The sequence below is a fragment of the Intrasporangium calvum genome, from assembly GCF_028446585.1.
In the GTDB taxonomy this organism is placed as follows: Bacteria; Actinomycetota; Actinomycetes; order Actinomycetales; family Dermatophilaceae; genus Intrasporangium; species Intrasporangium calvum_A.
Genome location: NZ_JAPFQL010000016.1, coordinates 1 through 26,161 on the forward strand (window position 1 = coordinate 1; position 26,161 = coordinate 26,161).

The following is a 26,161-nucleotide window of genomic DNA, read 5'->3' on the forward strand; positions in this document are numbered from 1 at the left end:
CATGACCTCCACACCCACTGCCCCCGCCCCGTGGTTCGAGGTATCGGCCGACCACCAGGAGTCGGTCGATACCTCGAACCGGGGGCAAGGAAGTGAGGGCAGGAGTGGGAGGATGCGGCCGTGCACGTCCTCATCGCCCCTGACTGCTTCACCGGAACGCTGACGGCCGGGCAGGCAGCCGCCGCCCTGGCCGAGGGATGGCTCCGCGCCGCGCCCCACGACAGCGTCGAGCTCGTGCCGCTGTCCGACGGCGGCCCCGGCTTCGTCGACGTGCTCGCGACGGACCTCGACGGCGAGACGCACGCGGTCGTTGTCTCGGACCCCATCGGGCGCCCGACACCGGCCGCGGTCTTCCTCGCCGACGGGGTCGCCTACATCGAGTGCGCCCAGGCGGCCGGGCTGCACCTGCTCGCACCGGAGGAGCGCGACCCGACCCGGACGACGACCTTCGGAGTGGGGGAGCTCGTGGGCGCGGCGCTCGACCTGGGCGCCCGCCGCATCGTGGTGGGCCTCGGCGGCTCCGGGACCAACGATGCCGGGGCGGGGCTGCTCGCCGCCCTCGGCGTGGGGTCGCGCGAGCGGCTCGCGGGCGGCGGGCTGGCCCTCGGCGACGCCACGGCAGCCGACATCGCAGGCCTGGACGAGGTCCGAGCCCGCTTCCACAGCATCGACCTGGTCATCGCGAGCGACGTCGACTCGCCGCTGTTGGGCCTCAAGGGCGCGAGCGCCGTCTTCGCCCGCCAGAAGGGCGCCTCCGATGAGCAGGCCCAGGCCCTCGAGGGCGCACTGGGCCACTTCGCGAGCGTCGTCGCTCGGGTGCGGCCGCCGGCCAAGGACCTGCTGACGGGCACGGCGATCCGCCCGGAGCGAGAGCCGGGTGCCGGCGCGGCAGGGGGCCTCGGCTACGCGCTCCACCTGCTCGGCGCGCGGAGGGTCTCCGGTATCGAGGCGGTCCTCGAGGCGGTCGGTTTCGCCGGCCACGTCGCCCGGGCGGACCTCGTCGTCACGGGGGAGGGGTCGCTCGACTTCCAGTCGCTGCACGGCAAGGTCGTGGTCGGGGTCGCAGAGGCTGCGGCAAGGGCCGGCATTCCCGTGGTCGCCGTCCCGGGGCGGTCCGAGCTGGGTCGCAGGGACGCCATGGCAGCCGGGCTTGCGGGCGTCTACCCGGTCGTCGAGCGGCCTGACCAGCTCGAGGCCGCCCTCGCCAGCCCTGCCGAGACTCTGGCTGCCCGCGCAGCCAGGGTCGCGCGGACCTGGTCGCCGACTACCTCCTGACCCGGCCGGAGCGGTCCCGCGCAGGAACGGGGACCGGGCCCAGCGGCATACGCGCCATGGCGGTGTCCACGATGGGGACGGGGGATGCAGGCCCACTGGCCCGGCCGACGTATCCTTGACATCGGGAACACTCCCGACTCCGCTTGGGTTGTCACTCGAGACCCATGCTCCATGACGTGAAGGACAGCACATGAGTGTCGAGACGAACGCTTCCGCGACCGAGGCCGACGTGGCCCAGACCGAGGCTCCTGCCCACGGTGTCATCCTCACCGACGTGGCCGCTTCCAAGGTCAAGAGCCTGCTCGAGCAGGAGGGTCGCGACGACCTCCGCCTCCGCGTGGGCGTCCAGCCGGGCGGCTGCTCGGGCCTGATCTACCAGCTCTACTTCGACGAGCGCACGCTCGACGGTGACCTGGTCCGCGACTACGACGGTGTCGAGGTCGTCGTCGACCGGATGAGCTCGCCCTACCTCGAGGGCGCCACCATCGACTTCGCCGACACGATCGAGAAGCAGGGCTTCACGATCGACAACCCCAACGCCGGCAGCAGCTGCGCCTGCGGCGACTCCTTCAGCTGAGTCACGTGACGAAGGGCCCCACCGGATGGTGGGGCCCTTCGTCGTCCCTGCCGTATGCCGCTGGGCTCGCTACCGCTGCGGCCCTCGGTCGGCGCGGGGCTCGGTTGCGTCAGAAGCCGTAGTCGGCGAGGCCGCTCACCATCGCGGCGGCGTCGTCGGGCACCTCGATGTCGACGTGCGGCTGTGCGGTGGGCAACGGCGCGAACTCGGGCACGTGGATCTCCCGGCAGTCATCGGCCAGCTCGCCGACGCTGCCCGTGTCGAGTCCGTCGCGCGGCGAGGGGAACTCCATCAGGTCGGTCGGGGATCGGTGGCCCTGGGTGCCCATGTCGACCACGCTATGCCGCGTCCCGGCCCACCGACAGGCCTACCGGGCAGTAGTCCGGGTGTCCTGGGGCGGACCGCCGGCGTCAGTCGGCGTTGCGCGGCGGGAAGGCCGCGACCAGCGGGGTGTCGAACGGCAGGGGTCCGAGCCTGGCGGCCCCACCCGGGGAGGCGAGGGGCTCACTCTGGCCCGGCATGGTCTCCTCGAAGAAGTCGGCGTTGTCCTGGAGGTAGGGCTCCAGCTCGGCGGGCAGGTCGTCCTCGTAGTAGATCGCCTCGACCGGGCAGACCGGCTCGCAGGCGCCGCAGTCGACGCACTCGTCGGGATGGATGTAGAGCGAGCGCTGCCCCTCGTAGATGCAGTCGACGGGGCACTCCTCCACGCATGCACGGTCCTTGACGTCGATGCACGGGCTGCCGATGACGTAGGTCATGAGTCACCTCTTGAGGTTTTCACGAATAAGTTGTAAAAACACTCTAGGCCCGGATTTCCAAGAGGAGAAGACCCATGGCCGAGAGTGCGGAGATCATCGTGTGGGGCGACTTCACCTGCCCCTGGAGCCACCTCGCCTGGCGCCGGACCGAGGTCCTCATCGGGGACGGGGTCGCGATCGACTGGCGCACCGTCGAGCACGAGCGGTGGCACCACCTCACGCCGGCCCAGCACGCGGACCGGGTCGAGGCGCTCCATCGCGAGGTGCGGCAGGTGCGCGACCACCTCCAGCCGGGGGAGACCCTGCCCCACAGCGCGAACGGCCACGTGCCGTTCACCGCGGCCGCCACCTCGGCCTACGCGGAGGCCTACGCGAGCGACGTGGCCCGGGTCGTGCGCCGCAGGCTGTTCGACGCGTTCTGGGAGGACGGCCTCGACCTCAACGACCCCCGCCTCCTGCGTCCGCTCCTGGCCACGGACCTGCGTGGGGCGCCCTCCACCTGCGAGCAGGTGTGGCGCTGGGGACACGCGTGCGACGTCACCGGCGGGCCACTCTCGGGCGCGGCGTGGCACCTCGTCCGGGACTGGCGCTCCCAGTGGCGCCAGCTCGGCAGGACCGTCCCGACGGTGCGCGCCGGCGGGCTGACGATCGTGGGGGTCGAGGCCGTCGACTGGCTGGGGGAGCAGGTCCGTGGGCGCGGACTCGTCCCGTGGGACGATCAGGTTCGTGGACAGCCCGCGGCCTGACCCGCCCGACGAGGGTGAGCGGTTCGGGCCGTCGCGTGCACGGGTTCTCGATGCCCTTCGCGATCGTGCCGGACCCGCGACCGCCGCGGAGCTGGCCGCGCAGCTCGGCACGCACCCCAACACCGCGAGGTTCCACCTCGAGGCGCTGTGCGCGGCCGGCTTCGTGGTCCGGCAGCGGGAGGACCGCATCGTGCCCGGTCGGCCGCGCACCCACTACGTCGCCGTGTCGCGCGGTGACGGCCGACGACGTGGAGGGCCGCAGCGCAGCTACCGGCTCCTCGCCGAGATCCTCGCCGCCCACCTCGGCACGACCGCCGGCGACCCGTCCGAAGCAGCGGTGCAGGCCGGACGTGCCTTCGGGCGGGATGCGGCATCGAGGCGGGACCCCGGCCGGGAGGCGGGAGGAGATCCCCGGCCGGACCCTGACACCGCCGGGCTCCTCGTGGAGACGCTGTCGGGCTTGGGGTTCGCCTCGCAGCTCACGCCCGAGGGGCCGGACCGGGCCCGGGTCGACGTGACGTCGTGCCCCTTCCTGGAGGTGGCCACGCAGCACGTCGACGTCGTCTGCGCCGTGCACCGTGGGCTCATGGAGGGCCTGCTCGAGGCGGTGGGCGCGCCGCTCCGCGTCGCGGCACTCGAGCCCCTGGTCGGTCCCTCCCACTGCGTCGCCCGCCTCCAGCGGGCCGGGTAGTCCGACGGCCGTCGGTGGGTGCCACCCCGTCGGCACGCTAGGTTCTCCGTGTGCAGATCGCGATCACCGGCTCCATCGCCACCGACCACCTGATGACCTTCGAGGGGCTCTTCGCCGACTCCCTCGTCGTCGAGCAGCTCGACAAGATCTCCCTGTCCTTCCTCACCCAGGACCTGCAGGTGCGGCGTGGCGGCGTGGCGGCCAACATCGCCTTCGGCATGGCGTCACTCGGGCAGCGGCCGATCCTCGTCGGCGCGGTCGGCGAGGACTTCACCGACTACCGCTCGTGGCTCGAGCGCCATGGCGTGGACTGCCAGTCGGTGCACTACTCCGACTCGCAGCACACCGCGAGGTTCATCTGCACGACGGACCAGGACATGGCCCAGATCGCGACCTTCTACGCCGGGGCCATGACCGAGGCCCGCGACATCGAGCTCGCCCCCGTCGCGGACCGGGTCGGGGGACTGGACCTCGTCGTCATCGGAGCCAACGACCCCGTCGCGATGCAGCGACACTCGGACGAGTGCCGGACGCGGGGCATCCCCTTCGCCGCCGACCCCTCGCAGCAGCTTGCCTTCCTCGACGGCGAGGGCATCGCCGGCCTCATCGACGGCGCCGAGTACCTCTTCACCAACGAGTACGAAGCCGGCATCGCCTGCCAGAAGACCGGCTGGAGCGAAGACGAGCTCGCCGACCGGGTGCGCGTCCAGGTCAAGACGCAGGGCAAGGACGGCGTCACCGTCCGGGTGCGCGGCGAGGAGCCGATCCAGGTCGGCGCCGCCCGCGAGGTGCGCAAGGCGGACCCCACCGGTGTCGGGGACGCGTTCCGAGCGGGCTTCCTCACCGGGCTGGCGGCGGACCTGCCCGTGCGACGGTGTGCCGAGCTCGGCTCGATGCTCGCCACCTATGTCATCGAGACCGTCGGCACCCAGGAGTACTCCCTGAAGAAGGCCGACTTCCTCGAGCGGCTCGCCGAGGCCTACGGCGACGACTCGGCGAGCGACATCGGCCCGCACATCGACTGCGAGCGGCCCTGACCGTGGGCCCGTGCTGCTCCGGCACCGGCGCCTGAGGAGGCCCGGTCCGCGTGCCGACGCCTCCGCCGCCCACACCGTGGGACTTCGACCTCGACCGGGTGCCTCCCGGTGAGGACCTCATCGGGGTGGGCGCCGACCTCGACGTGGCGACGCTCTACGACGCCTACACCGTCGGGGCGTTCCCGATGGGGATCGGTGACAACGGTGCCGAGCCGATCGGCTGGTGGTCGCCCGACCCGCGCGGCATCCTGCGGATGGGCGACCTCAAGGTCAGCCGCTCGTTGCGCAAGTCCCGGTCGGGTTTCGACGTACGAGTCGACACCGCCTTCGAGCAGGTGATCCTCGCGTGTGCCGACCCGCGGCGGACCGGGCGGTGGATCACGCCGCGCATCGTCGAGGCCTACGTCCGCCTCCACGACGCGGGGTGGGCGCACTCCATCGAGACGTGGCGTGACGGCGAGCTCGTCGGCGGCCTCTACGGGGTCGCCGTCGGGGGCCTCTTCGCCGGCGAGTCGATGTTCCATGCCGCGCGGGACGCGTCGAAGGTGGCCCTCGTGGGCCTGCACGAGATCCTCGCGGAGGACGCCGACCCACGCCGGCTGATCGACGTCCAGTGGCGCACCGACCACCTCGCCACGCTCGGCGTGACCGAGGTGCCGCGGAACGAGTACCGCCGGCTGCTCGCTGACGCGCTCGAGGCGCCCCTGCCCGCCCTGTGGCGCTAGCCGAGACCGCTCAGCGAGCCAGCTCCACCGCGTAGGCGACGTGGTCGCCGCGCTGTTGGCCGCCGGCGAAGTCGTGTCCCCGCATCCGGCACCAAGCGGGGATGTCGTGGGCAGCGGCGGGATCTGTCGCCAGGACGACCACGCGACGAGCCTGCGGGTGCGTCGAGACGTAGCGGGCCAGCTCGATGACCGGGAGGGGGCAGCGCTTCCCGCGCGCATCGACGACGTGCTCGTCCTGCGCTGAGTCCGCCGCGCCGGTCACAGGCCCGCCACCCCGAGCTCGCCCCGGACGGCCTCGATCGTGCCGGGGAGGGCATAGCACAGGGCCGCCACGTCGTCAGCGCGGTCCGGGCTGACCGCGGCCAACGGCAGGGTCACCCGGACGTTGCCGTGGGTCAGCGTCCCCATCGCCGCCAGGACGTGGCTCGGCTCGAGCGTGCTCGACGTGCAGGCAGACCCGCTCGCCACCGCGAGGCCCTGCCGGTCGAGGGCGCCCACGAGGGCCTCGCCGTCGACGTAGAGGCTCGAGAAGGTGACCACATGGGGGAGCCGGTCCACCGGGTCGCCGACGACCTCGGTGTCGGCCACGGCAGAGGCCGCGGCGCGGATCCGTTCCACGAGCATGTGCGCCTCCTGCGCGTCGCTCTGACGAGAGGCCGCCGTCTGCTGCCACGCCTCCGCCGCGGCGAGCGCGAGCGGAACCCACGGGGCCACGTCGGCGCGTCCGTGCTCGACGTCGGCGCGAGCATCGCGCCAGTGCCACCGGGTCCCTTCCCGGACGACGAGGACGCCGAGCGGGGGGCCACCCCACGAGCGCGCATCACCGACCAGGACGTCCCACGCGGTGGGAACGTCGTCCCGCCCCAGCGACGCCGTCGCATCCACCACCAGGGGTATGCCGCTGGGCTGGGTGAGCGCGCGAGCAGCCTCGAGCGGCTGGCGGGTCCCGACCTCGCCGTTGGCGGCCTGGAGCACCGCGGCGACCGTTCCCGCCACCGTCAGCGCCTCGGCCCACGCGTCGAGCTCGACCGCGCCAGTCCGGCTGACCGGGACCTCGGCGAACGCATCTGCGCCAGCGGACCGGGCCGCTCGCGCCCGACCCGGCACGAGGATCGCGGAGTGCTCGACCGCAGAGGCCACGGTCCGAGCGCCACGCCGCCCAGCGGCATACAGCACCCCGTCAACGGCCCGCGCGAGAGCGGTGGGGCCGCTGGGCAGGAAGCTCACCTCCGGCGGGCGCACGCCCAGGCCCGCGGCCACCACCTCGCGCGCCCGGTCGAGCAGGGCGGCCGCTCGACGGCCCTCCGCATGGAGGCGCGCGGGATCCGCCCAACCGGCATCGAGGGCCGCGACGAGGGTCTGCTGCGCCACCGGATGGAGCGGCCCGGACGCCGCATCGAGCAGGCGTCGCCGCACGGGACCGCTCGGAGAGTCGTTCGCCACGCCCAAACGTTATCCGGACCCATGCGGACATCACCCGGCGCGTGGCGGTAGGGTTCGGTTTTGAGCACGCCCGTGTTCAGGGCGATGCCCTTTTTGCTTTGTATGGTGTGGATGACGGAATGAAAGGTGCACCTGGTGCCTGAGCACGAAGACACCCCGGTGATGACGGCGGCGCCACACGCGTCGGCCCGCCGGCGCAGGGGACGACGCGTCGCGGGCCTGGCGACGGTCAGCGCGCTGGCGCTGGCAGGCTGCCAGGGCCAGGTTTCCAACGGCTTCATGCCCCAAGCGATCTCCGACAGCGGTGAGCGCGTCACCGACCTGTGGGTCGGCAGCTGGATCGCCGTGCTCGCCGTCGGCGTGATCACGTGGGGCCTCATGCTCTACGCCGCCGTTCGCTTCCGCCGGCGCAAGGGCGACGACACCCTGCCGGTGCAGCTGCGCTACAACGTCCCGGTCGAGCTGCTCTACACGATCATCCCCGTGTTCATGGTCGCCGTGTTCTTCTACTACACGGCCCGGGACGAGGCCGCGCTGACGGACAACAGCAAGACGCCCGACGTGACGATCAGCGTCGTCGGCAAGCAGTGGAGCTGGGACTTCAACTACGTCGACTCGGACGTCTACGAGACGGGCGTGCACACCCAGCTCACCGGCGAGGAGGGCACGCGCGAGCAGATGCCCGTCCTCTACCTGCCGGTCAACCAGCGGGTCCAGTTCGTGCTGAACTCCCGGGACGTCATCCACAGCTTCTGGGTCCCGGCCTTCATGACGAAGCTCGACATGCTGCCCGGCAAGACCAACCGACTCCAGATCGTGCCGACGCAGACCGGCGAGTTCCAGGGCAAGTGCGCCGAGCTCTGCGGCGCCTACCACGCCGAGATGCTCTTCATGGTCAAGGTCGTGACCCAGGAGGAGTACGACCAGGAGATGAAGCGACTCGCCGAGCTCGGCCAGACCGGCCAGCTCCCCGTCGATGCCAGCCGTGAGGAGCTCGTCGAGGGCGACGCCGAGCTGATCCCCGAACCCGCTCGTACCGGGAGCAACTGATGACCACCACCGCAGACCGCAGCGCCACCACCGGGTCCGCGCCCACCGGCGCGCCGATCACCCCCCGCTCCGAGATCAAGGGGCGGAGCTTCGTCAAGTGGGTCACGACGACCGACCACAAGGTCATCGGCAACCTCTACTTCATCACCTCCTTCGTCTGGTTCCTCATCGGCGGCATCCTGGCCCTGCTCATCCGGGCCGAGCTGGTCTCCCCGGGCCTGCAGGTCGTCGACACGAAGGAGCAGTTCAACCAGCTGTTCACGATGCACGGCACGATCATGCTGCTGCTGTTCGCGACGCCGCTCTTCGCCGGCTTCGCCAACGCGCTGATGCCGTTGCAGATCGGCGCCCCTGACGTCGCCTTCCCGCGACTGAACATGTTCGCCTACTGGACGTACCTCTTCGGTGGCCTCATCGCCGCCGCGGGCTTCCTCACGCCGCAGGGCGCCGCGTCGTTCGGCTGGTTCGCCTACACGCCGCTGTCCACCGAGAGCTACAGCCCGGGGCTGGGTGGGGACCTGTGGGTCTTCGGTCTCGCCTTCGCCGGCTTCGGCACCATCCTCGGCGCGGTCAACTTCATCACGACGATCGTGTGCATGCGCGCGCCGGGCATGACGATGTTCCGGATGCCGGTGTTCACCTGGACCGTCCTCATCACGTCCATCCTCGTCCTGATCATCTTCCCGATCCTGGCTGCGGCGCTCTTCGCGCTCGGCGGCGACCGGCGCTTCGGCATGCACATCTTCGACCCGGAGAACGGCGGTGCGATGCTCTGGCAGCACCTGTTCTGGTTCTTCGGCCACCCGGAGGTGTACGTCATCGCCCTGCCGTTCTTCGGCATCATCAGCGAGGTCATCCCCGTCTTCTCGCGCAAGCCGATCTTCGGCTACAAGACCCTGGTCTTCGCGACGATCGCCATCGCGGCACTCTCCACCGCCGTCTGGGCGCACCACATGTACGTCACCGGACAAGTGCTCCTCCCGTTCTTCGCGGTGATGACGATGCTCATCGCGGTGCCGACCGGAGTGAAGTTCTTCAACTGGATCGGCACGATGTGGGGCGGCAAGGTCTCGATGGACACGCCCATGCTCTGGGCGATGGGCTTCCTCGTGACCTTCCTCTTCGGTGGTCTGACTGGCGTCATCCTCGCCAGCCCGGCTCTCGACTTCCACCTGTCCGACAGCTACTTCGTCGTCGCGCACTTCCACTACACCGTCTTCGGGACCGTGGTCTTCGCGATGTTCGCGGGCTTCTACTTCTGGTGGCCCAAGCTGACCGGCCGGATGCTCGACGAGAAGCTCGGCAAGATCCACTTCTGGATGCTCTTCCTCGGCTTCCACACCACCTTCCTCATCCAGCACTGGCTCGGTGTCGAGGGGATGGCCCGCCGCTACGCGGACTATCTGCCCGAGGAGAACTTCCAGACCGGCAACATCGTCTCCAGCATCGGTGCGCTGCTCCTCGGTGCCTCGATGATCCCGTTCATGTACAACGTCTGGCGGACGTGGAAGAAGGCCCCCCTCGTCGGGGTCGACGACCCGTGGGGCTACGGCGCGTCCCTCGAGTGGGCGACCTCCTGCCCGCCGCCGCGGCACAACTTCACGTCGCTGCCCCGGATCCGCTCGGAGCGGCCCGCCTTCGACCTGCACCACCCCGAGGCCGCCCCCGGCGCCAGACCGGTGCCGGACCGCGGGACGCTGGTCCAGGTAATGGGCCCAGCTGACCTGGACGAGAGCCCCGCCGAGCGTTCGACGAACCGCCAGCCGAACGGAGACTGACCCATGCGCGTCGAAACCAAGCTCTTCTTCTACCTGCTCGCCTTCTTCGTTCCCGTCACGCTGGTCTACGGGTTCTGGACCGAGTGGAGCGAGCCCATCGGCGTCGTGGCCCTGACGCTGACCGCCGGCCTGTTCCTCCTCACCGGGTTCTACTTCTGGATGACGGGCAAGAAGCTGCCGCTGCGTCCCGAGGACAACGCCACGGGAGAGATCGAGGAGGCGGAGGGCAACTACGGCTACTTCATCGCCAGCTCGTGGACCCCGCTGTGGCTGGCCGGCTCGGGCGCGATCATGTTTGCCGGCCTGGCCATCGGCTGGTGGCTGTTCATCATCGGCGCCTTCCTGGCCGTCGTGGCGACGGTTCTCTGGGTCTTCGAGTCCTTCTCGGGCGAGTACTCCATCTGATCCGCAGCCAGAGCCCAGCGCAGAGCCCCCAGTGACCTGGTCACCGGGGGCTCTCTGCTGCTCGCCGACCGTTGGGCCGCCGGGGGTTCAGCACTGCAGGCGGGCTGGAGATCGGCCGGACATGCATGAGGGGGAAGGACGGTTGGTCCTTCCCCCTCACGAAGAGTTGAGTCGTCACGGGCCCTTTGGCTCCCGGTGCGATCGTCTGGGAGAGAACATCTGACAGCACCTCCGTCCGATCGATGAAACTGTCCTTCGACCGTAATACTTCCGACCCGTCCCGTAAAGCATCTGATCCGTCCTGGTCGGCAGAAACCTCTTCTCGGCACTCCTGGCGGGTCCAGAGGGCGTCGTGGGGAGTCAGCCCCAGCCCAGCTCGTGGAGCTGATGGTCGTCGATCCCGAAGTGGTGGGCGACCTCATGCACGACCGTGATGGCGATCTCCTCACGAAGCTCATCGACCGACCGGCACATTCGCTCCAGAGGACCCTTGAAGATGGTGATCCGATCCGGCAGCGCGCCGGCGGCCCACCAGCCATCGCGTTCCGTCAGCGGCGTGCCGTCGTAGACCCCCAGCAGGTCGGGGTCGTCCTCGGGCGGTTCTGCCTCGACGAGGACGACGACGTTGTCCATGGCCTTCGCCAAGCGTGGCGGGATGCTGTCGAGGGCCTCCGCCACTGCCGTCTCGAAGTCGGAGTCACTCAGGTGCCGCACGTAGGAAGTCTCGCACGCCCTTGCTGTTTGCAGGCTCCGGAGCCCCCGGGCCGAGCCCTACCGGGGCGAGCCCCACCCGGGGCCCATTCCCCTCCGGCGCCCAGGAGCACGCCCGGCCCTCATGTCGAGGAGGGGACGCCAGAGGGGCCCCCGGCGTAGCCGGAGGCCCCTCTGATCGCGTTGGAAACTCGCTCAGGGGCGACCAGCAGGCTCGATGGCCTCGGGAGCGTGAGCCGCCTCCACCTGGGAGTCGTGAGTCTCGTGCTCGTGGTGCGCAGCCTCGAGCTCACTCGGCGTGACCGTGGGGACCCGGTCGCGGAAGTAGAAGTTCGAGAACTTCGCGCGGAGACGCTCCTTGCGGGCCGCAGGACGCGCCACGCCGTTGGCGTCCACCTCGTGCGTGAGCTGCAGGGGCTCGGCCACCTCGTGCTGCACGAGCGACCAGCGCTCGAGCGGGCTGAGCGGCGCGTGGATCTCCTCGAACCGTCCGTCCGCGTGCCGCCAGATCGTGCCGGTCTCGCGACCGTGCAGGACCTTCTGGCGGTCGGCACGCTGCAGGCTGAGGCAGATGCGCTTGGTGATCCAGAAGGCGATCGGCGGGCCGATGAAGAAGAGCAGCCGCAGCGCGTTGGTGATGTCGTTGATCGACAGGTGCAGCTTGATCGCCATCAGGTCGTTGCCCGCGGCAAACATGAGCACTGCGTACATCACGATGCCGGCGACGCCGATGGCCGTGCGGGTCGGCGCGTTGCGGGGACGGTCGAGCAGGTGGTGCTCGCGGTTGTCACCGGTGACCCACTTCTCGACGAAGGGGTAGATCCCGATCAGGGTCCACATGGCCGGCAGCAGGATGAGCGAGAACGGGAAGATGTTCATGCTCCACGTGAAGCCGCCCCATGACTCGAACTCGAGCCAGCCAGGCACGAGTCGCAGCGCACCGTCGGCGAAACCCATGTACCAGTCAGGCTGTGATCCGGCCGTGACGGGGGAGGGGTCGTACGGACCGTAGGCCCAGATGGGGTTGATCGTGACCACTGCCGAGACGAGGGCGATGACGCCGAAGACGATGAAGAAGAAGCCACCCGCCTTGGCGATGTAGACCGGCATGAAGGGGTAGCCGACGACGTTGTTGTTGGTCCGGCCCGGCCCGGGGTACTGCGTGTGCTTGTGCACGAACACCAAGAGGATGTGCGCGGTGAACAGCGCCACGAGGATCGCCGGGATCAGTAGGACGTGCACCGAGTAGAGGCGCGGGATGATCGACTCGCCGGGGAAGGCTCCGCCGAAGAAGAAGTACGACATGTAGGAGCCGATGACCGGCGCCGACTGCACGAAGCCGTTCATGGCGCGGATGCCGGTGCCGGAGAGCAGGTCGTCCGGAAGCGAGTAGCCGGCGAAGCCCTCGATCGCGGCGAGGAGCGACAGGATCGTGCCGAACACCCAGTTGATCTCGCGCGGCTTGCGGAACGCGCCGGTGAAGAAGACGCGAGCCATGTGCACGAACACGGCGACGACGAAGATCAGGGCCGCCCAGTGGTGGATCTGGCGGATCAGGAGGCCACCACGAATGTCGAACGAGATGGCCAGGGTGGACCGGTAGGCATCCGACACGACCACGCCCTGGAGCGGGACGTAGGAGCCGTCGTAGACCACCTGGGCCTGGCTCGGGACGAACCAGAAGGTGAGGAAGACACCGGTCAGCAGGCAGATGATCATCGAGTACATCGCGATCTCGCCGAGCATGAACGACCAGTGGTCGGGGAAGACCTTCTTGAGCAGGTAGCTCGTGCCCTTGGCGGCGCCGGTCCGGTCGTCGAGCCAGCCGGCGATGCCGCCGAGGGGCTTCTGGCCGGCCTGTCGCTGCTCGGCCGCTCGGTCACCGTCACGGAGCTCGGCTGCGTGACGGGGCTGGTAGGTGGCGCTCATCGCTTACGCTCCCAGAAGCTCGGTCCGACGGCCTCGGCGAAGCCCTCGGGTGCGACGAGGTAGCCCTCGTCGTCCACGGTGATCTTGAGTTGCGGCAGCGGACGCTTGGCCGGGCCGAAGATGACCTTGCAGTCCTCGGTCAGGTCGAACGTGGACTGGTGGCACGGGCAGAGCAGGTGATGGGTCTGCTGCTCGTAGAGGCCCACCGCGCAGCCGACGTGGGTGCAGATCTTGGAGTAGGCGACGACGCCGTCCACGCCCCAGTCGCGGGCCTTCTGGACCTTGATGTCATCGGGGTTGAGCCGGATCAGGATGACGGCGGCCTTGGCCTTGCCCTCGAGGACGTGCTTGCGCTCGTCGATGGAGTGCTGCAGCGTCTCGGGCATGACGTGGAAGACCGAGCCGTTGGTGACCTCCTCCAGCTTGATCGGAGTCATCTCCGGGTCTCGCATGAGGCGGATCGGCTGACCGTTGTTGTTCTCGGGGTCCCAGAGGGTCTCCTTGAGCTCGCCCACCGTGACCGGGCCGAGCGAGCCCACCACCTGGAGGCCGAGAGGCAGGGCGAACAGACCGAGCGCGCCACCCAGCGAGTACTTCAGCAGGGGCCGCCGGGTCAGACCGGTCGAGTCGACGCCATCGCTCACGACAGCCACAGCGTCGGCCCGGGACTCGGGGCTGGAGGCCTGGACGTGACGCTCCTCCACGACCTCCTCGTCGGACATCAGGGTCTTGGCCCAGTGCACCGCGCCGAGGCCGATGAAGAGGATGGAGACGCCGAGGGAGAGGCCCAGGACGACGTTCTGCGTGCTGGCCTTGCCGACACCGGGCAGGAAGAAGGTCGCCTCGTCGCGGATGGCGAAGTAGGCGACCACGAAGGCTAGGGCACCGAGCATCGAGATCGCGAACATCGTCGCGACCTGGCGCTCAGCGCGCTTGGCGGCCGCGGGATCGATGTCGGCGGCACGGTGGACGTGCGGTGGCAGACCAGGGTTCTCGAAGGTGTCCGGTCCGGCAGCCAGCGACGCCGGCAGGACCTGACCGTCACCGGAGGCAGGCACGAGCGCGCTGCCCTCGACCGGTGCCGCGGTGGTCTGGTTGTCGTTCATCGGGAGGAAGTCCTGTCGCTCATGATCCGGACGGTGTGGTGATGGCGCTCGGCGGGGCCCCTGGTCATGCGGCCTTCTTGCCCAGCCAGACCGCGGCCCCGATGAGGATGCCCAGCATGAAGACCCAGGCGAACAGGCCCTCGGACACGGGCCCGAGGTTGCCCAGCGTCATTCCGCCGACGTTCGTCGCGTCCTCCTGCGCCTTGAGGTAGGAGATGACCTTCTGCTTCGCCTCGGGGTCGAGGTTCGTGTCGCTGAAGACGGGCATGGACTGCGGGCCCGTGACCATGGCCTCGTAGATGTGCTTCGGGTCGACACCCTCGAGGCCCGGGGCGTACTTGCCGCGGGTGAGGGCGCCGCCGGCGCCGGCGAAGTTGTGGCACATGGCGCAGTTGACGCGGAAGATCTCGCCGCCCTCGGCGATGGCGTGGTTGTTCTCCTCGGTACCGGCCTCGAGGGGCGTCGTGTACTCCTCGTCCGGCACGCCGGGGCCGGGGCCCAGCGAGGCGACGTAGGCGGCGAGGGAGGCGATCTCGTCCTCGTCGAACTTCACCGCGTTGCGGGGCGCCTGGACCGCCGGCTGAGCCATCGGCATGCGACCCGTGCCGACCTGGAAGTCGACGGCAGCGGCGCCGACCCCGACGAGGGAGGGACCCGAGGCGGTGCCCTGGGCGTTGGTGCCGTGGCACGAGGCGCAGTTGCCGAGGAAGAGGGTCTTGCCCTCCTCCACGGAGGCCGTCGGGGCGGCGGCGGACGCGTTGGCGTCCTTGGGGGCGATGAAGGAGTACGCGCCACCCGTGATGAGCAGGCCGACGAGGATCAGCAGCGCGATCGCGGCGGGGTGTCGTCGGCGTGCGGCCAAGGCGTTCACTGTGAGGTCCTGTCGTCCGTCGGGGCTGTGCGGGTGGTGCGGGTCGGGCGAGCCGGGAGCGGCGCAGTTGCCGTCATCGAAGGATGTAGATGGTGGCGAAGAGGGCGATCCAGACGACGTCGACGAAGTGCCAGTAGTACGACGTCACGACGGCACCGGTGGCGTTCGCGTGGGTGTAGCGCCGCGTGGTGAAGGTGCGGCCGATGATAAGGAGGAAAGCGAGGAGACCGCCGGTCACGTGGAGCCCGTGGAAACCGGTGGCCATGTAGAACACGGAGCCGTAGGCGTCAGAGCTGAGGGTGACGTTCTCGTGGACGAGCTCGGCGTACTCCATGACCTGGCCGGCGATGAAGAACGAGCCGAAGAGGTAGGTCAGGACGTACCACTCCCGCATGCCCCAGCTGCGCACGTCGAGCAGCGAACCGGTGCGGGCCTTCTGGCCGCGCTCCGCCTTCCAGACCCCGAGCTGGCACCAGACCGAGGAGATGACGAGCACGATGCAGTTGATCGTCGCGAACGGCAGGTTGAGCTTCTCGACCTGCTCCGCCCAGAGGTCGCCGCGAACGGACCTGAGCTGGAAGTACACCGCGAACAGACCCGCGAAGAACATGAGCTCGCTGGAGAGCCACACGATGGTGCCCACGGCCACCATGTTGGGACGGGTCGCCGGGCCATGGCCGGCGGTCGCTACTGCGCTGGAAGGTATTGCTGATGCTGTCGCCACGTCGGTCATTATTCCCATAATCATCGATGCGTGTGCCAGCCGCCCCCGGTTTTCGGGCAGGTTCTGATGAATTCGTGACGTTCTCGCACGTCAGCGGCCCTTGGGACCCAGGTCCGGGGCCCTTTGTGCCCGCGTGGTCCGGCGGCTGGAGGGCGCTGCGAGGCCGGGGGTCGGGACCGGTAGCATCGGCAGCATGACCGCCTCCAACGAGATCGCCACCGAGGCCACCGCAGGGCGCCCCGGTGCGGCACCCCTGCACCAGGTGAGCGTGCTGCTCTACAGCGACGACATCACGACGCGCGACACGGTTCGGGCCGCGGTCGGCCGTCGCCCGGCGAAGGACGTCGAGGTCGTGCGCTGGTTCGAGTGCGCGACGGCGGCTGCGGTCGTCAGCGCCGTCGAGGCGGAGCGTTTCGACATCCTCGTCCTCGATGGAGAGGCAGCCAAGGTCGGCGGCATGGGCCTGGCCCGCCAGCTCAAGAACGAGATCTTCGACTGCCCCCCGATCATCGTCCTGACCGGCCGCCCGCAGGACTCCTGGCTCGCGGCCTGGTCGATGGCCGACCTCGCGGTGCCGCACCCGCTCGACCCGATCGCCCTGACGTCTGCGGTCGCACTGCTCGGCCGCTCCGGCGTCGACGCGACCGCCTGAGCCGCCGAGCGATGACGCAGGTCGACGCACACTCCTGGCCTTCGATCTACACCGACCTCATCGCCGGGCACGACCTCGACCGGCCGGCGGTGGAGTGGGCCATGTCGCAGATCATGGACGGCGAGGCGACACCCGCACAGATCGCCGGTTTCCTGATCGGGCTGCGCGCCAAGGGCGAGAGCGTCGATGAGATGCACGGCCTGGCCGAGGTCATGCTGTCGCGGGCGCACCGGATCGAGGTCGCGGGCCCCAGCCTGGACATCGTGGGCACCGGCGGAGACCGCGCCCACACGGTGAACATCTCGACGATGTCATCGATCGTCGCGGCTGCCGCCGGCATCCGCATCGTCAAGCACGGCAACCGGGCGGCCTCGTCGTCGTCCGGTTCGGCCGACGTGCTCGAGGCGCTTGGCATCGACCTGTCGTTGTCGCCGCAGCGGGTCGTCGAGATCGTGCACGAGGCGGGCATCACCTTCTGTTTCGCGCAGACCTTCCACCCGTCGTTCCGGCACACGGCCGTTCCGCGACGCGAGCTGGGCATCGGCAGCGCGTTCAACTTCCTCGGCCCGCTGACCAACCCGGCCCAGCCGACGTATGCAGCCATCGGTTGTGCCGATGCGACGATGGCGCCCCTGCTGGCCGGCGTGTTCGCGAGCCGCGGCAAGGACGCAGCCGTATTCCGCGGCGACGACGGCCTTGACGAGGTGACGGTCTCGACGACGACATCCGTCTGGTGGGTCCGGGCTGGGGAGGTCCGTCGCTGCGTCGTCGACCCGACCCGCATGGGCCTGGAGCTGCACCCGATGGCGGAGCTGCGGGGCGGAGACGCGGCGCACAACGCCCAGGTCGTCCGCGACATCTTCGCCGGTCAGACCGGGGCGGTGCGAGACGCCGTCCTGCTCAACGCCGGCATCGCGCTCGCGCTGACCGAGCCCGACTCCGGTGCCGACCAGGCGTCGTTCGACCGGGACCTGAGAGCCGGTATGGACCGGGCCGCGGAGGCGATCGACTCAGGGGCCGCGACCCGGGTCATCGAGCGCTGGGTCGAGGCCAGCCGGTCCTGACAGAGGACGATTCCACGCGGCCCGGGCGGGCCAACCGGTCCTGACGGAGGGCGACCCCCGCAGGCCGGCGCCTACTGACCGTCCAGCCCCAGGCTGAAGGCGGCCTCGAGGTCGTGCGCGGAGTAGGTGCGGAACGCGATGTGCGTGGCCGTGCCGACGACGCCCTCCACCTTGCTCAGCCGGTCAGCGATGACGTCGGCCAGCTCCTCATGGGCCCGGACTCGCACCATGGCGATGAGGTCGGCATCCCCGGTGACGGAGTAGACCTCGGACACGCCGGGGATCTCGGCGATCTCCTCGGCCGCCTCGGGAATGCGGTCGACCTCACAGTTGATCAGGACGATGGCGGTGATCACGGGTCAACCCTATCCCGCGCGACGATGGCGGTCGCGTCCCCTGCCGCGGGAAGCCTCGAGGCCGGCGTCGCGGTCGAAGCCGACCACCTCGTGGGCAGCCGCAACAGCCGGCTCGAGCTCGTGGCGCAGCGCTCCTGCACCACCAACCGGGCAGGTCCAGGACCCGTCCAGCTCCACGATGCGCACGCCAGGCGCCTCCAACCAGCGCAGGAGCAGCTCGGTCTCCTCCACGAGTGCGGCCGCTGAGCCTGGGGCCGGCGGTGGAACCACCTCGGCGGTGACCTGCAGGAGCCGCACGTGCACCATCGGGTCGGCGCCACGCGGACTGACCACCGTGCCGGCGAGCCGCCCGTGCCGGATGCAGACGATCTCCCACCCTCCGGCATCGCCCCGGCGGGCGGCCACCACCTCGCGTGCCCGGGTCACCGGGGCGAGCCGCTGCGACCGGGCGGCCCCCCGCACCAGGTGCAGGAACCGGTCTCGGATCCGGGCGGCGTCCTCGAAGCGCTCCTGAGCGGCCAGCTCGTCCAGCCGGGCCCGGAGCCGGTCCCCTCCGGAGCGCGCGTCGCCCGCGAACAGTGCCGCACAGTCGGCCACGACGTGCGCGTAGTCGTCATGGGACTGCGACCCGGTGCAGGGTGAACCGCATCGTCCGAGCTCGGCCAGCGCGCAGGCCGTCTCCTTGCCGGTGATGCGCTGGGTGCACTGGCGCAGCGGAACGATCTCGTGCACGGCATCGATCGCGGCCTGGGCCTGCATCCGCGACCGGAAGGGGCCGATGTAGTGGGCGCGGTCCTCCCGGACCTGCCGCACGATGGACAGGCGCGGGAAGCGCTCGTTGGTCAGCTTCACCCACAGGTGTCGCCGAGCGTTCTTGGACCGGCGGTTGAAACGGGGCTTGTGCTCGTCGATGAGCCGGAGCTCGCGGACCTGGGCCTCGAGCGGTGTCTGGCAGACCACCGGAGTGACGGCGTGCGCCAGCCGGACCATGTCGGCCATCCGGCTGCGTTGCTCGGACGCAGTGAAGTAGGTGCGCACCCGGGACCGGATGTCACGGCTGGTGCCGACGTAGAGAACCCGGCTGTCAGCGTCCTTGAAGAGGTAGACACCCGGCGCATGGGGCAGGCTGTCGGCGAGGAAGCGCTTGCGCCGCTGGGCGGGCGAGACCCGGGAGGTGTAGCTGGCCAGCTCCTCGAGCGTGTGCACCCCGAGACTGCCCACTCGCTCGATCAGCCCGTGGAGCACGTCGACCGTGGCACGCGCATCGTGCAGGGCCCGGTGGTCCGGAGTGGTCCCGGAGGCGAAGACACGCGCGAGTGACGACAGCTTGTGGTTGGGTGCCTCGTCCCGAGTCACCAGATGGCGGGCCAGGGTCAGGGTGTCCAGCACGTCGAAGTCGGGCCAGGGCGTGCCGGTCCGCACGGCTGCGGCCTTGAGGAAGCTGATGTCGAAGCCGGCGTTGTGCGCCACCAGGACGCTCCCGGCCGCGAACTCGAGGAAGGCGGGGAAGGCCGACTCGATCCGGGGCGCCTCGGCGACCATGGCGTCGGTGATCCCCGTGAGCACGGAGATGAAGGCGGGGATGGGCTCGGCCGGGTTGACGAGGGTCTGGAACTCGCCCAGGACGACGCCCGCGCGCACCTTGACGGCTCCGATCTCGGTGATGCCACACTGCGCGGGGCTGCCGCCGGTCGACTCGAGGTCGACGACGACGAAGGTGACGTCGGCGAGGCGGGTGCCGAGGTCGTCGAACGTCGCCTGGATCGCCTGCATGGGTTGACCGTATGCCGCTGGGCTGACACTGCCTCGGAGGCGCGGCGAGGGGTGGGTGGCCTCCTCGCTTCGGCCGTGCAGCGTCCGTGGCCGAGCGCTGTCAGTGGTGGCCCTTAGCGTCTTCCACGACAGTTCGCAACGACGAAGAAGGGTGGAGCCGATGATGCTCGTCGACTGCCAGACCTGCCCCGTCAGGGACGTCCACTGCGCCGACTGCATGGTGACGGCCCTGACAGCCATCCCCGTCGGTGCGCCCGGCGCCGAACCGGACCGATCCCTGGGTCTCCCGCTCGACCGTGCGGAGCGCCGCGCGGTCTCCGTGCTGATCGCCGCCGGGTTGGTCACGCCCGAGACAGCCAATGCCGCCAGGGCGCTGCCCGACGGCGAGTCGACGCCGCTGCGCCTCGGGAGGGCCGCCGTCTGACGATGGCCGGCCGTGCCACCATGACCTGATGGGACGCCGACCGCTCGCCGCGATCGCGGCAGTGGTGGCCCTGAGCCTGACGAGTGCCTGCTCGGGCACCGGGGTGGAGTCGTTCGGCGCGCCCAGCGGCGGGAGGACGGACTCCACCGCCGTGACGACTGGAGCGGCCCTGGTTGACGCCGCGGCCTGGCACGGCCCTCGGCGTGACGCTGCCGAGGCGCTGGTGCGGGCCAGGGTCGATGCCATCACGGCCGGCGACGAGGCGGCGTGGCTGAAGGGGGTCACCGATCCTGCCCTGCGCGCACACCAGGCGCGGATCTTCGAGGCCATGCGGGCGATGGGCGTCGCTAACGTGGTCCTGACATCGATCGAGGAGACCGTGTCTCCCGCGGCCGTGCCGGCCGACCTGCCGACCAGCTGGACGACGCGCGCACGCCTCGAGTACCGCCTGCGTGGCTTCGACGACAGCTCCCGATCCTTTGCCCTGGACCTCACCTTCCAGGCGGCGCCCGCCCGTCCTGCCGGCGCCGCGGTCATGAGGTCACGGCCGGCCGATCGCCCCCAGCCCTGGGACCTGCCCGGCCTGGTGGTCCGACGCCGGCCGGGTGCCCTCGTGCTGGCGGCCGGCGGCCCGGCCGTCGCCGACGAGCTCGTCCGGCGCGCGACGAAGGCGGCTCGTCGCGTCTCGGACGTGCTCGGGTCGGCGGCCCCGGCGGTCTGGGTCGCTCCGGCGACCCCTGCCGAGGCGGCCCGGCTGCTCGGTCGCGAGGACGCCGACCTCGACGGCGTCGCGGCGGTGATCGACGGCCCGATCGGCGGGGGACGCCCCGCCGTCGCAGATCGCATCATCGTCGTCCCGACGGCGTGGTCCGCGCTGACCGGAGAGGGCCGGGAGGTCGTCATGGCGCACGAGCTGACCCATGCCACGACGCGCCGCTCCTCGGTCCGCCAACCCCCGCTGTGGCTGTCGGAAGGGCTCGCCGAGTTCGTTGCCTACCGCGACGTGCGACTCGACGAGGCCGACCTGGTGCGGTCCACCATCCGGCGCCTGCGCACCAGCGGCCTGCCTTCGAGCCCACCGGACTCGGCCGACTTCGAGGGCAGCGCCGAGGAGCGGGCCGTGGCGTATGGTCTCTCCCTGCTCCTCGCGAGGACGATCGCCGAGCGCCACGGCTCTGCTGGTCTGCTGCGACTGTTCGGCGCGGTCAACGAGGACGGCACCGTGCCACCGACCGTTGCCGGCGACCCCGAGGTGCTGACGAGCCACTACCTGCGGACGCTGCTGGGCACCGACCTGGCCGAGGTGGTGGCGGCCTGGAGACACCGCCTCTCGCGACTGTCGGAGGGGAACGACTGACGGCCGGGACCTCGCAGGTCCCGGCCGTCACGCTGCCGTCTCACCTGCAGCGGAGTCGTCGGTCAGGAGTAGAGCTTCTCCACCTCGTCGGCGAAGTCCTTCATGACGACGTTGCGCTTCATCTTCAGCGAGGGGGTCAGGTAGCCGTTCGCCTCGGTGAAGTCACCTGGCAGCACCGTGAACTTCCGGATCGACTCCGCCTTGCTCACCGCCTCGTTGGCTCGGTCGACGGCGTGCTGGAGCACTTCCAGGACCTTGGGGTGCGTGCGGGCGTCCTCGAGTGAGACGTTCTCCAGGCCGTGCGTCGCCGCCCAGAGCGGCCACATCTCCGCATCGAGGGTGACCAGCGCGCCGATGAATGGCTTCTGATCACCGACGACGATGCACTGGGAGACCAACGGGTGGGACCGCAGCCGGTCCTCGAGGACCGCGGGGGCGACGTTCTTGCCCCCGGCCGTCACGAGGATCTCCTTCTTGCGACCCGTGATGCGAAGGTAGCCGTCGTCGTCCAGGTCGCCCAGGTCGCCGGTGTGGAACCACCCGTCGCGGATCGCCTCGGACGTGGCCGACTCGTTGGCGTGGTAGGCGTTGAACACGCCGACCCCCTTGACGAGGATCTCGCCGTCGTCGGCGATCCGCACCGAGGTGCCGGGCAGTGGGGGGCCGACCGTGCCGATCTTCACCTTGTCGGGAATGTTGACGGCGACGGGCGCCGTCGTCTCCGTCAGCCCGTAGCCCTCGAGGATGTTGACCCCGATGCCGCGGAAGAAGTGGCCCAGGCGTGCCCCCAGCGGAGCGCCGCCGGAGACGGCGTAGCGCACCTGGCCGCCCATCGCGGCACGCAGCTTGCCGTAGACGAGCTTGTCGAAGAGCGCGTGCTGGAGGCGCAACCCGAGGCCTGGGTGGCCGTGGTCGAGGGCTTCGCTGTAGGCGATCGCCACCGTCGCGGCGCGGTGGAAGATCTTGTCCTTGCCGCCGGCGGCCGCCTTGGCCTCCGCGGAGTTGAAGATCTTCTCGAAGACCCGGGGCACGGCGAGCACGAACGTCGGCCGGAAGCTGCCGAAGTCGTCGAGCAGCTCCTTGATGTCAGGGGCATGGCCGGTCCGCACTGACGCGGCGACGCACAGCACCTCGACGAAGCGCGCGAAGACATGGGCCAGGGGAAGGAAGAGCAGCGTCGCCGCGCCGGGGGTCAGGACCACCGCCCCGAGCTTCTCGATGGCGTTCTCGGTGAGGTCGAGGAAGTTGCCGTGGGTCAGCTGGACGCCCTTTGGGCGCCCGGTGGTCCCCGACGTGTAGATGATCGTGGCGACCGAGGTCCGGTCGAGGCCGGCCGTCGCGCCCTCGAGGGCCGCATCGGAGACGTCCTGCCCGACGGCCTTGAGGCGGTCGAGACCACCGTCGTCGATGGTGAAGACATCCTCGACGCCGGGCACCCGGTCGCGGACCTCCTCGAGGGTCTCGCGGTGGCGCGGCGACTCGACGACCACGATGCGGGCCGCGGAGTCGAAGAGGATCCACTCGACCTGCTCGGGCGACGACGTCTCGTAGATCGGGACGACGACGGCCCCGGCGGTCCACGCCGCGAAGTCGACGAGGGTCCACTCGTACCGGGTCCGGCACATCAGTGCGATCCGGTCCCCGGGCTGGATGCCGGAGGCCACGAAGCCCTTGGCCACTGCCGTCACCTCGGCCGAGAAGTCGGCCCACGTCACGTGGGTCCACTGGCCCCCGGGCCCCTTCCTGGAGAAGGCGTGGTCCGTCGGGGAGGCGGCGGCGTTGCGCCGGGGCAGCACCGCGAGCGTTCCCTCCGTCGTCGTCGGCGCGAGGGGGGCGACGTCCTTGGCCTTCACAGTTGCTCCTCCACGGTGGCTCCTCGATGGTCGGATGTTGCGGGAACGATACCGGCGGGTAATGGCCTCAGGGCGCCGCGCGGACGCGACCTGGAACACATCGCCGCCCCACCTGGTCGGCTGGCTTCGGCTCGACCGTACCGGCTCCATCTTCCACCCGTGGCGCAAGCGTGACCGCTCGAGGGTGGTGGGTGTCGCATCGCCGGCTGCGACAAGTGCCCGCCAACGGGGCCCCGCGCCGGCGACGCGATAGCCTTCGGCGCATGGCCGAACGCACGGAGTCCTCCATCGTCATCGATGCCACGCCAGGCGAGGTCCTCGACGTGATCGCGGACTTCGAGGCCTACCCGGAGTGGGCCGGCGAGGTGAAGCACGTCACCATCCTCGCCGAGGAGGGGGACGGGTGGGCCGACCAGGTGGAGTTCACCCTGGACGCCGGGGCCATCAAGGACACCTACGTGCTCGACTACGAGTGGGACATCGACGAGGACGGCACGGGCGTGCTCTCCTGGAGCCTCGTCCGGGCCTCGGTGCTCAAGGCGATGAACGGCTCCTACACGCTCGAGGACGTCGGGGGGCGCACCAAGGTCACCTACCGCCTCACGGTCGACGTCAAGGTGCCGATGATCGGCCTGCTGAAGCGCAAGGCCGAGAAGGTCATCGTGGACACGGCGCTCAAGGAGCTCAAGAAGCGCGCCGAGGCGTGACGCGTGGCTGACAGGGCAGGTGACGCTGCAGCTGCGTCGGTCGGCACGGTGGCGGACGAGGCCGCCCTTCTCGTGGACCTCCTTGCCTCGCGTGGCTGGAGTGGTTTCACATCGGCCGGAGCCACTGCGCCGGACCCGGCTGAAGGTTCCCCCCCGGGTTCGGGGTCGCCCTCGGCTCCCCGAGGCGCCGGCTGCACGTGCGCGGGAGCGGCCCCGGCGGCCTGCCGGCTCTGTCCGGTGTGCCAGCTGATCGCCTTCGTCCAGCAGATCAGCCCAGAGACCCTGGACCGCGTCGCCGAGGTGGTCGAGCTCGCTGCGACCGGTCTGCGGGACCTCGCCCAGTCCCAACGCGACCGGGCACCGGCAAGCGGGGACGAAGCGGCCCCGCCGCCCGGGGGTGGCGAGAGGTCATGACGCGCCGGCTGGCGATCGGTATCGACATCGGTGGCACCAAGGTGGCCGGCGGTGTGGTGGACGAGAGCGGCACCATCACCCATCGGGCCCGCAGGGACACGCCGCATCGCTCGACGTCACCCTCGGTTGTCGAGGACACCATCGTCGACTGCGTCGACGAGCTGCGGACCGCGGTCGACCCGGCGGACATCGTCGCCGTCGGCATCGGCGCCGCGGGCTTCGTGGCCGAGGACCGCGCGACGGTGCTCTTCGCGCCCCACCTGTCCTGGCGTCGCGAACCACTGCGCAGGCAGCTGGCCGGACGGATCCCGTGGCCCGTCATCGTGGAGAACGACGCCAACGCTGCGGCGTGGGCCGAACGCACCTTCGGGGTCGCTCGGGACGAGTCGCACGTGGTGGTCATCACCCTTGGCACGGGAATCGGCGGCGCGTTGATCATCGACGGGCAGGTCCAGCGCGGCCGGTTCGGGACCGCCGGTGAGTTCGGGCACATGCAGGTCGTTCCGGGCGGGGTCCGGTGCGAGTGCGGCAACCGCGGGTGCTGGGAGCAGTACGCGAGCGGGAACGCCCTCGTCCGGGAGGCGCGCGCGATGATCGGTGCCGGTTCGCCGGTCGTCGCCGACCTCGTCGGTCGCCTCGGGGGCGACGTGGCCGCGCTGACCGGGCCCGTGATCACCGAGGCCGCGCGAGAGGGCGACCCCACGGCTCGGGAGCTCATCGCCGAGATCGGGGACTGGCTCGGGGTCGGTATGGCCAACCTCGCCGCCGCGTTCGATCCCGGCCTCTTCGTCGTGGGCGGGGGTGTCAGTGCGGCGGGGGAGCTGCTTCTCGGGCCGGCCCGCGAGGCCTTCAGACGCCAGCTCCCAGGCCGGGGCTACCGGCCGGAGGCGCGGATCGAGCGGGCTCGCCTCGGCCCTGAGGCCGGCCTCATCGGCGCAGCCGAGCTGGCGAGGTCCGGCCGGTGACGCTCGCGAGGCCGGGCGACGTGCTGCGCGTCATGAGCTACAACGTGCAGGACTTCACTGCTGACCGTGGCGCTGCGGCCCGGGTGGTTCGCTCCGTGGCGCCTGACGTCCTGTGCCTGCAGGAGGTGCCCCGACGGCTCACCACGGAGGTGCGCCTGCCGTCGTTCGCTCGCGAGTGTGGCCTCTACTGGTCCGGCGGGCGACTGGGCACGGGTGGCACGGCCGTGCTCACGTCGCTGCGCACCCGGGTGCACGCGACCGTGGCCCGGCGACTGCCGGTGCGGTTCCCGGACCGGTCGCGCGGCTTCGCCTCGGCACGGGTCTCGTTCCCCGGCACAGCACCTTTCACCGTCGTCAGCGTCCACCTCGGCCTCCGATCGGAGGAGCGCGCCCGGCACGCCGACGCCATCCTCCCCATGTCGGTCTCGCCGGCCATCGTCGCGGGCGACCTCAACGAGGCGACCGACGGACCGGCTCACGCTCGGTTCACCGAGCACTTCGAGCTGGCTTCCGGCGGACGCCCGACGTTCCCATCCGACCGCCCGCGCGCCGCGATCGACGTCATCTTCGCCAGCACCGGCCTGGTGACCCGGGCGCCGTCCGCGGACGAGGTGGCCTGCCTCGACGAGGCCGATCTCGCTGCCGCGTCGGACCACCGACCCGTCTGGATCGACGTCCTGACGACCGGCCCTGACGGCCGGCCCCGACAGCCGGTCGTGGCGAGCGTCGCTGCGCCGACCCACCCGTCGACGTAGCGTCCCCAGGAGAGC

Annotated in this window: 29 protein-coding genes; 17 read left to right on the forward strand and 12 right to left on the reverse strand. The window is 70.5% G+C overall.

From position 1 onward, the window contains the following. The first annotated feature begins 120 nt into the window (after positions 1–120). Complete coding sequence (locus OO014_RS05480; RefSeq protein WP_272461274.1) at positions 121–1,275, forward strand: glycerate kinase; 1,155 nt, start codon at positions 121–123, stop codon at positions 1,273–1,275. A gap of 190 nt (positions 1,276–1,465) precedes the next feature. Next, positions 1,466–1,852, forward strand: a complete 387-nt coding sequence (gene erpA, locus OO014_RS05485) for an iron-sulfur cluster insertion protein ErpA (RefSeq protein ID WP_272461275.1) — start codon at positions 1,466–1,468, stop codon at positions 1,850–1,852. Between the two features lie 109 nt (positions 1,853–1,961). On the opposite strand, the gene OO014_RS05490 is transcribed toward erpA, so the two are convergent. Next, a complete protein-coding gene (locus tag OO014_RS05490; protein ID WP_272461276.1) occupies positions 1,962–2,180 on the reverse strand; it encodes a hypothetical protein in 219 nt (72 codons plus the stop codon). A gap of 82 nt (positions 2,181–2,262) precedes the next feature. Continuing rightward, positions 2,263–2,610 carry a ferredoxin gene (gene fdxA, locus OO014_RS05495; RefSeq protein ID WP_272461277.1) on the reverse strand — a complete coding sequence of 116 codons (348 nt, stop codon included), beginning with the start codon at positions 2,608–2,610 and terminating at the stop codon, positions 2,263–2,265. A 74-nt stretch (positions 2,611–2,684) separates the two neighbouring features. On the opposite strand from fdxA, the gene OO014_RS05500 reads away from it, so the two are divergent. From OO014_RS05500 to aat, 4 genes are read left to right on the forward strand one after another with little or no spacing between them, the layout of a single operon-like run. Next, a complete protein-coding gene (locus OO014_RS05500; protein WP_272461278.1) occupies positions 2,685–3,356 on the forward strand; it encodes a DsbA family oxidoreductase in 672 nt (223 codons plus the stop codon). Continuing rightward, a complete protein-coding gene (locus OO014_RS05505) occupies positions 3,337–4,047 on the forward strand; it encodes a helix-turn-helix transcriptional regulator (RefSeq protein WP_272461279.1) in 711 nt (236 codons plus the stop codon). The genes OO014_RS05500 and OO014_RS05505 overlap by 20 nt, the downstream gene beginning before the upstream one ends. A gap of 50 nt (positions 4,048–4,097) precedes the next feature. Next, positions 4,098–5,084: a carbohydrate kinase family protein gene (locus OO014_RS05510; protein WP_272461280.1), complete on the forward strand. Its 987-nt coding sequence runs from the start codon at positions 4,098–4,100 to the stop codon at positions 5,082–5,084. A gap of 50 nt (positions 5,085–5,134) precedes the next feature. Next, entirely contained in the window at positions 5,135–5,809 is a 675-nt protein-coding gene (gene aat, locus OO014_RS05515) for a leucyl/phenylalanyl-tRNA--protein transferase (RefSeq protein WP_272461281.1), read from the forward strand. A 10-nt stretch (positions 5,810–5,819) separates the two neighbouring features. Here aat and OO014_RS05520 read toward each other — a convergent pair whose 3' ends face one another. Further along, a complete protein-coding gene (locus OO014_RS05520; RefSeq protein WP_272461282.1) occupies positions 5,820–6,071 on the reverse strand; it encodes a sulfurtransferase TusA family protein in 252 nt (83 codons plus the stop codon). Then, positions 6,068–7,252: a cysteine desulfurase family protein gene (locus tag OO014_RS05525; RefSeq protein ID WP_272461283.1), complete on the reverse strand. Its 1,185-nt coding sequence runs from the start codon at positions 7,250–7,252 to the stop codon at positions 6,068–6,070. Before OO014_RS05525 ends, OO014_RS05520 begins: the two co-directional genes overlap by 4 nt. A 126-nt stretch (positions 7,253–7,378) precedes the next feature. Here OO014_RS05525 and coxB point away from each other — a divergent pair, with 126 nt between their 5' ends. Genes coxB through OO014_RS05540 form a run of 3 tightly spaced genes read left to right on the forward strand, consistent with a single transcriptional unit; the run spans position 7,379 to position 10,485 of the window. After that, entirely contained in the window at positions 7,379–8,302 is a 924-nt protein-coding gene (gene coxB / locus OO014_RS05530) for a cytochrome c oxidase subunit II (RefSeq protein WP_272461284.1), read from the forward strand. Beyond that, positions 8,302–10,080 (forward strand): cytochrome c oxidase subunit I, encoded by a 1,779-nt coding sequence (gene ctaD, locus OO014_RS05535; RefSeq protein ID WP_272461285.1) that lies wholly within the window; start codon positions 8,302–8,304, stop codon positions 10,078–10,080. Before coxB ends, ctaD begins: the two co-directional genes overlap by 1 nt. A 3-nt stretch (positions 10,081–10,083) precedes the next feature. After that, positions 10,084–10,485, forward strand: coding sequence for a cytochrome c oxidase subunit 4 (locus OO014_RS05540; protein ID WP_272461286.1), 402 nt, complete (start codon positions 10,084–10,086; stop codon positions 10,483–10,485). A gap of 360 nt (positions 10,486–10,845) precedes the next feature. On the opposite strand, the gene OO014_RS05545 is transcribed toward OO014_RS05540, so the two are convergent. The 5 genes from OO014_RS05545 to OO014_RS05565 form a co-directional block, all read right to left on the reverse strand. Then, positions 10,846–11,199, reverse strand: a complete 354-nt coding sequence (locus OO014_RS05545; RefSeq protein ID WP_272461287.1) for a metallopeptidase family protein — start codon at positions 11,197–11,199, stop codon at positions 10,846–10,848. 192 nt (positions 11,200–11,391) lie between these two features. Continuing rightward, complete coding sequence (locus tag OO014_RS05550) at positions 11,392–13,125, reverse strand: cytochrome b (RefSeq protein WP_272461288.1); 1,734 nt, start codon at positions 13,123–13,125, stop codon at positions 11,392–11,394. Beyond that, positions 13,122–14,231, reverse strand: coding sequence for a ubiquinol-cytochrome c reductase iron-sulfur subunit (locus OO014_RS05555; RefSeq protein WP_272461289.1), 1,110 nt, complete (start codon positions 14,229–14,231; stop codon positions 13,122–13,124). Before OO014_RS05555 ends, OO014_RS05550 begins: the two co-directional genes overlap by 4 nt. Positions 14,232–14,295: 64 nt before the next feature. Beyond that, a complete protein-coding gene (locus OO014_RS05560) occupies positions 14,296–15,102 on the reverse strand; it encodes a c-type cytochrome (protein ID WP_272461290.1) in 807 nt (268 codons plus the stop codon). A gap of 73 nt (positions 15,103–15,175) precedes the next feature. Beyond that, the gene (locus OO014_RS05565) at positions 15,176–15,835 is read right to left on the reverse strand and encodes a cytochrome c oxidase subunit 3 (protein WP_272461291.1); all 660 of its coding nucleotides are present in this window, start codon (positions 15,833–15,835) and stop codon (positions 15,176–15,178) included. Positions 15,836–16,019: 184 nt separating this feature from the next. On the opposite strand from OO014_RS05565, the gene OO014_RS05570 reads away from it, so the two are divergent. Both OO014_RS05570 and trpD read left to right on the forward strand, forming a co-directional pair. Continuing rightward, entirely contained in the window at positions 16,020–16,478 is a 459-nt protein-coding gene (locus OO014_RS05570; protein WP_272461292.1) for a response regulator, read from the forward strand. An 11-nt stretch (positions 16,479–16,489) separates the two neighbouring features. Then, a complete protein-coding gene (gene trpD / locus OO014_RS05575; RefSeq protein ID WP_272461293.1) occupies positions 16,490–17,542 on the forward strand; it encodes an anthranilate phosphoribosyltransferase in 1,053 nt (350 codons plus the stop codon). 71 nt (positions 17,543–17,613) lie between these two features. On the opposite strand, the gene OO014_RS05580 is transcribed toward trpD, so the two are convergent. Continuing rightward, the gene (locus OO014_RS05580) at positions 17,614–17,898 is read right to left on the reverse strand and encodes an Lrp/AsnC family transcriptional regulator (protein ID WP_272461294.1); all 285 of its coding nucleotides are present in this window, start codon (positions 17,896–17,898) and stop codon (positions 17,614–17,616) included. Between the two features lie 9 nt (positions 17,899–17,907). Next, positions 17,908–19,671, reverse strand: a complete 1,764-nt coding sequence (locus OO014_RS05585) for a DEDD exonuclease domain-containing protein (RefSeq protein ID WP_272461295.1) — start codon at positions 19,669–19,671, stop codon at positions 17,908–17,910. 160 nt (positions 19,672–19,831) lie between these two features. Between OO014_RS05585 and OO014_RS05590 the strand changes: the two genes are divergently transcribed. Continuing rightward, positions 19,832–20,095: a hypothetical protein gene (locus OO014_RS05590; protein WP_272461296.1), complete on the forward strand. Its 264-nt coding sequence runs from the start codon at positions 19,832–19,834 to the stop codon at positions 20,093–20,095. A gap of 28 nt (positions 20,096–20,123) precedes the next feature. Beyond that, positions 20,124–21,452 (forward strand): hypothetical protein, encoded by a 1,329-nt coding sequence (locus OO014_RS05595; protein WP_272461297.1) that lies wholly within the window; start codon positions 20,124–20,126, stop codon positions 21,450–21,452. Between the two features lie 62 nt (positions 21,453–21,514). Here the strand turns inward: OO014_RS05595 and OO014_RS05600 are convergent, their stop codons facing one another. After that, positions 21,515–23,305 carry an AMP-dependent synthetase/ligase gene (locus OO014_RS05600; protein ID WP_272461298.1) on the reverse strand — a complete coding sequence of 597 codons (1,791 nt, stop codon included), beginning with the start codon at positions 23,303–23,305 and terminating at the stop codon, positions 21,515–21,517. Positions 23,306–23,568: 263 nt separating this feature from the next. On the opposite strand from OO014_RS05600, the gene OO014_RS05605 reads away from it, so the two are divergent. From OO014_RS05605 to OO014_RS05620, 4 genes are all read left to right on the forward strand, one after another. Beyond that, positions 23,569–24,012, forward strand: a complete 444-nt coding sequence (locus OO014_RS05605) for an SRPBCC family protein (protein ID WP_272461299.1) — start codon at positions 23,569–23,571, stop codon at positions 24,010–24,012. A 237-nt stretch (positions 24,013–24,249) separates the two neighbouring features. After that, the gene (locus OO014_RS05610) at positions 24,250–24,426 is read left to right on the forward strand and encodes a hypothetical protein (RefSeq protein WP_272461300.1); all 177 of its coding nucleotides are present in this window, start codon (positions 24,250–24,252) and stop codon (positions 24,424–24,426) included. After that, on the forward strand, positions 24,423–25,391 hold the full coding sequence (locus OO014_RS05615; protein WP_272461301.1) for an ROK family glucokinase: 969 nt from the start codon (positions 24,423–24,425) through the stop codon (positions 25,389–25,391). Before OO014_RS05610 ends, OO014_RS05615 begins: the two co-directional genes overlap by 4 nt. Then, on the forward strand, positions 25,388–26,146 hold the full coding sequence (locus OO014_RS05620; protein ID WP_272461302.1) for an endonuclease/exonuclease/phosphatase family protein: 759 nt from the start codon (positions 25,388–25,390) through the stop codon (positions 26,144–26,146). Before OO014_RS05615 ends, OO014_RS05620 begins: the two co-directional genes overlap by 4 nt. The last annotated feature ends 15 nt before the right edge of the window (positions 26,147–26,161 follow it).

Coding starts and splice junctions, on each gene's coding strand:
- erpA (WP_272461275.1), top strand. CDS start 1,466: ATGAGTGTCGAGACGAACGCTTCCGCGACCGAGGCCGACGTGGCCCAG.
- OO014_RS05490 (WP_272461276.1), bottom strand. CDS start 2,180: ATGGGCACCCAGGGCCACCGATCCCCGACCGACCTGATGGAGTTCCCC.
- fdxA (WP_272461277.1), bottom strand. CDS start 2,610: ATGACCTACGTCATCGGCAGCCCGTGCATCGACGTCAAGGACCGTGCA.
- OO014_RS05500 (WP_272461278.1), top strand. CDS start 2,685: ATGGCCGAGAGTGCGGAGATCATCGTGTGGGGCGACTTCACCTGCCCC.
- ctaD (WP_272461285.1), top strand. CDS start 8,302: ATGACCACCACCGCAGACCGCAGCGCCACCACCGGGTCCGCGCCCACC.
- OO014_RS05540 (WP_272461286.1), top strand. CDS start 10,084: ATGCGCGTCGAAACCAAGCTCTTCTTCTACCTGCTCGCCTTCTTCGTT.
- OO014_RS05550 (WP_272461288.1), bottom strand. CDS start 13,125: ATGAGCGCCACCTACCAGCCCCGTCACGCAGCCGAGCTCCGTGACGGT.
- OO014_RS05555 (WP_272461289.1), bottom strand. CDS start 14,231: ATGAACGACAACCAGACCACCGCGGCACCGGTCGAGGGCAGCGCGCTC.
- OO014_RS05565 (WP_272461291.1), bottom strand. CDS start 15,835: ATGACCGACGTGGCGACAGCATCAGCAATACCTTCCAGCGCAGTAGCG.
- OO014_RS05570 (WP_272461292.1), top strand. CDS start 16,020: ATGACCGCCTCCAACGAGATCGCCACCGAGGCCACCGCAGGGCGCCCC.
- trpD (WP_272461293.1), top strand. CDS start 16,490: ATGACGCAGGTCGACGCACACTCCTGGCCTTCGATCTACACCGACCTC.
- OO014_RS05585 (WP_272461295.1), bottom strand. CDS start 19,671: ATGCAGGCGATCCAGGCGACGTTCGACGACCTCGGCACCCGCCTCGCC.
- OO014_RS05590 (WP_272461296.1), top strand. CDS start 19,832: ATGATGCTCGTCGACTGCCAGACCTGCCCCGTCAGGGACGTCCACTGC.
- OO014_RS05595 (WP_272461297.1), top strand. CDS start 20,124: ATGGGACGCCGACCGCTCGCCGCGATCGCGGCAGTGGTGGCCCTGAGC.
- OO014_RS05605 (WP_272461299.1), top strand. CDS start 23,569: ATGGCCGAACGCACGGAGTCCTCCATCGTCATCGATGCCACGCCAGGC.
- OO014_RS05615 (WP_272461301.1), top strand. CDS start 24,423: ATGACGCGCCGGCTGGCGATCGGTATCGACATCGGTGGCACCAAGGTG.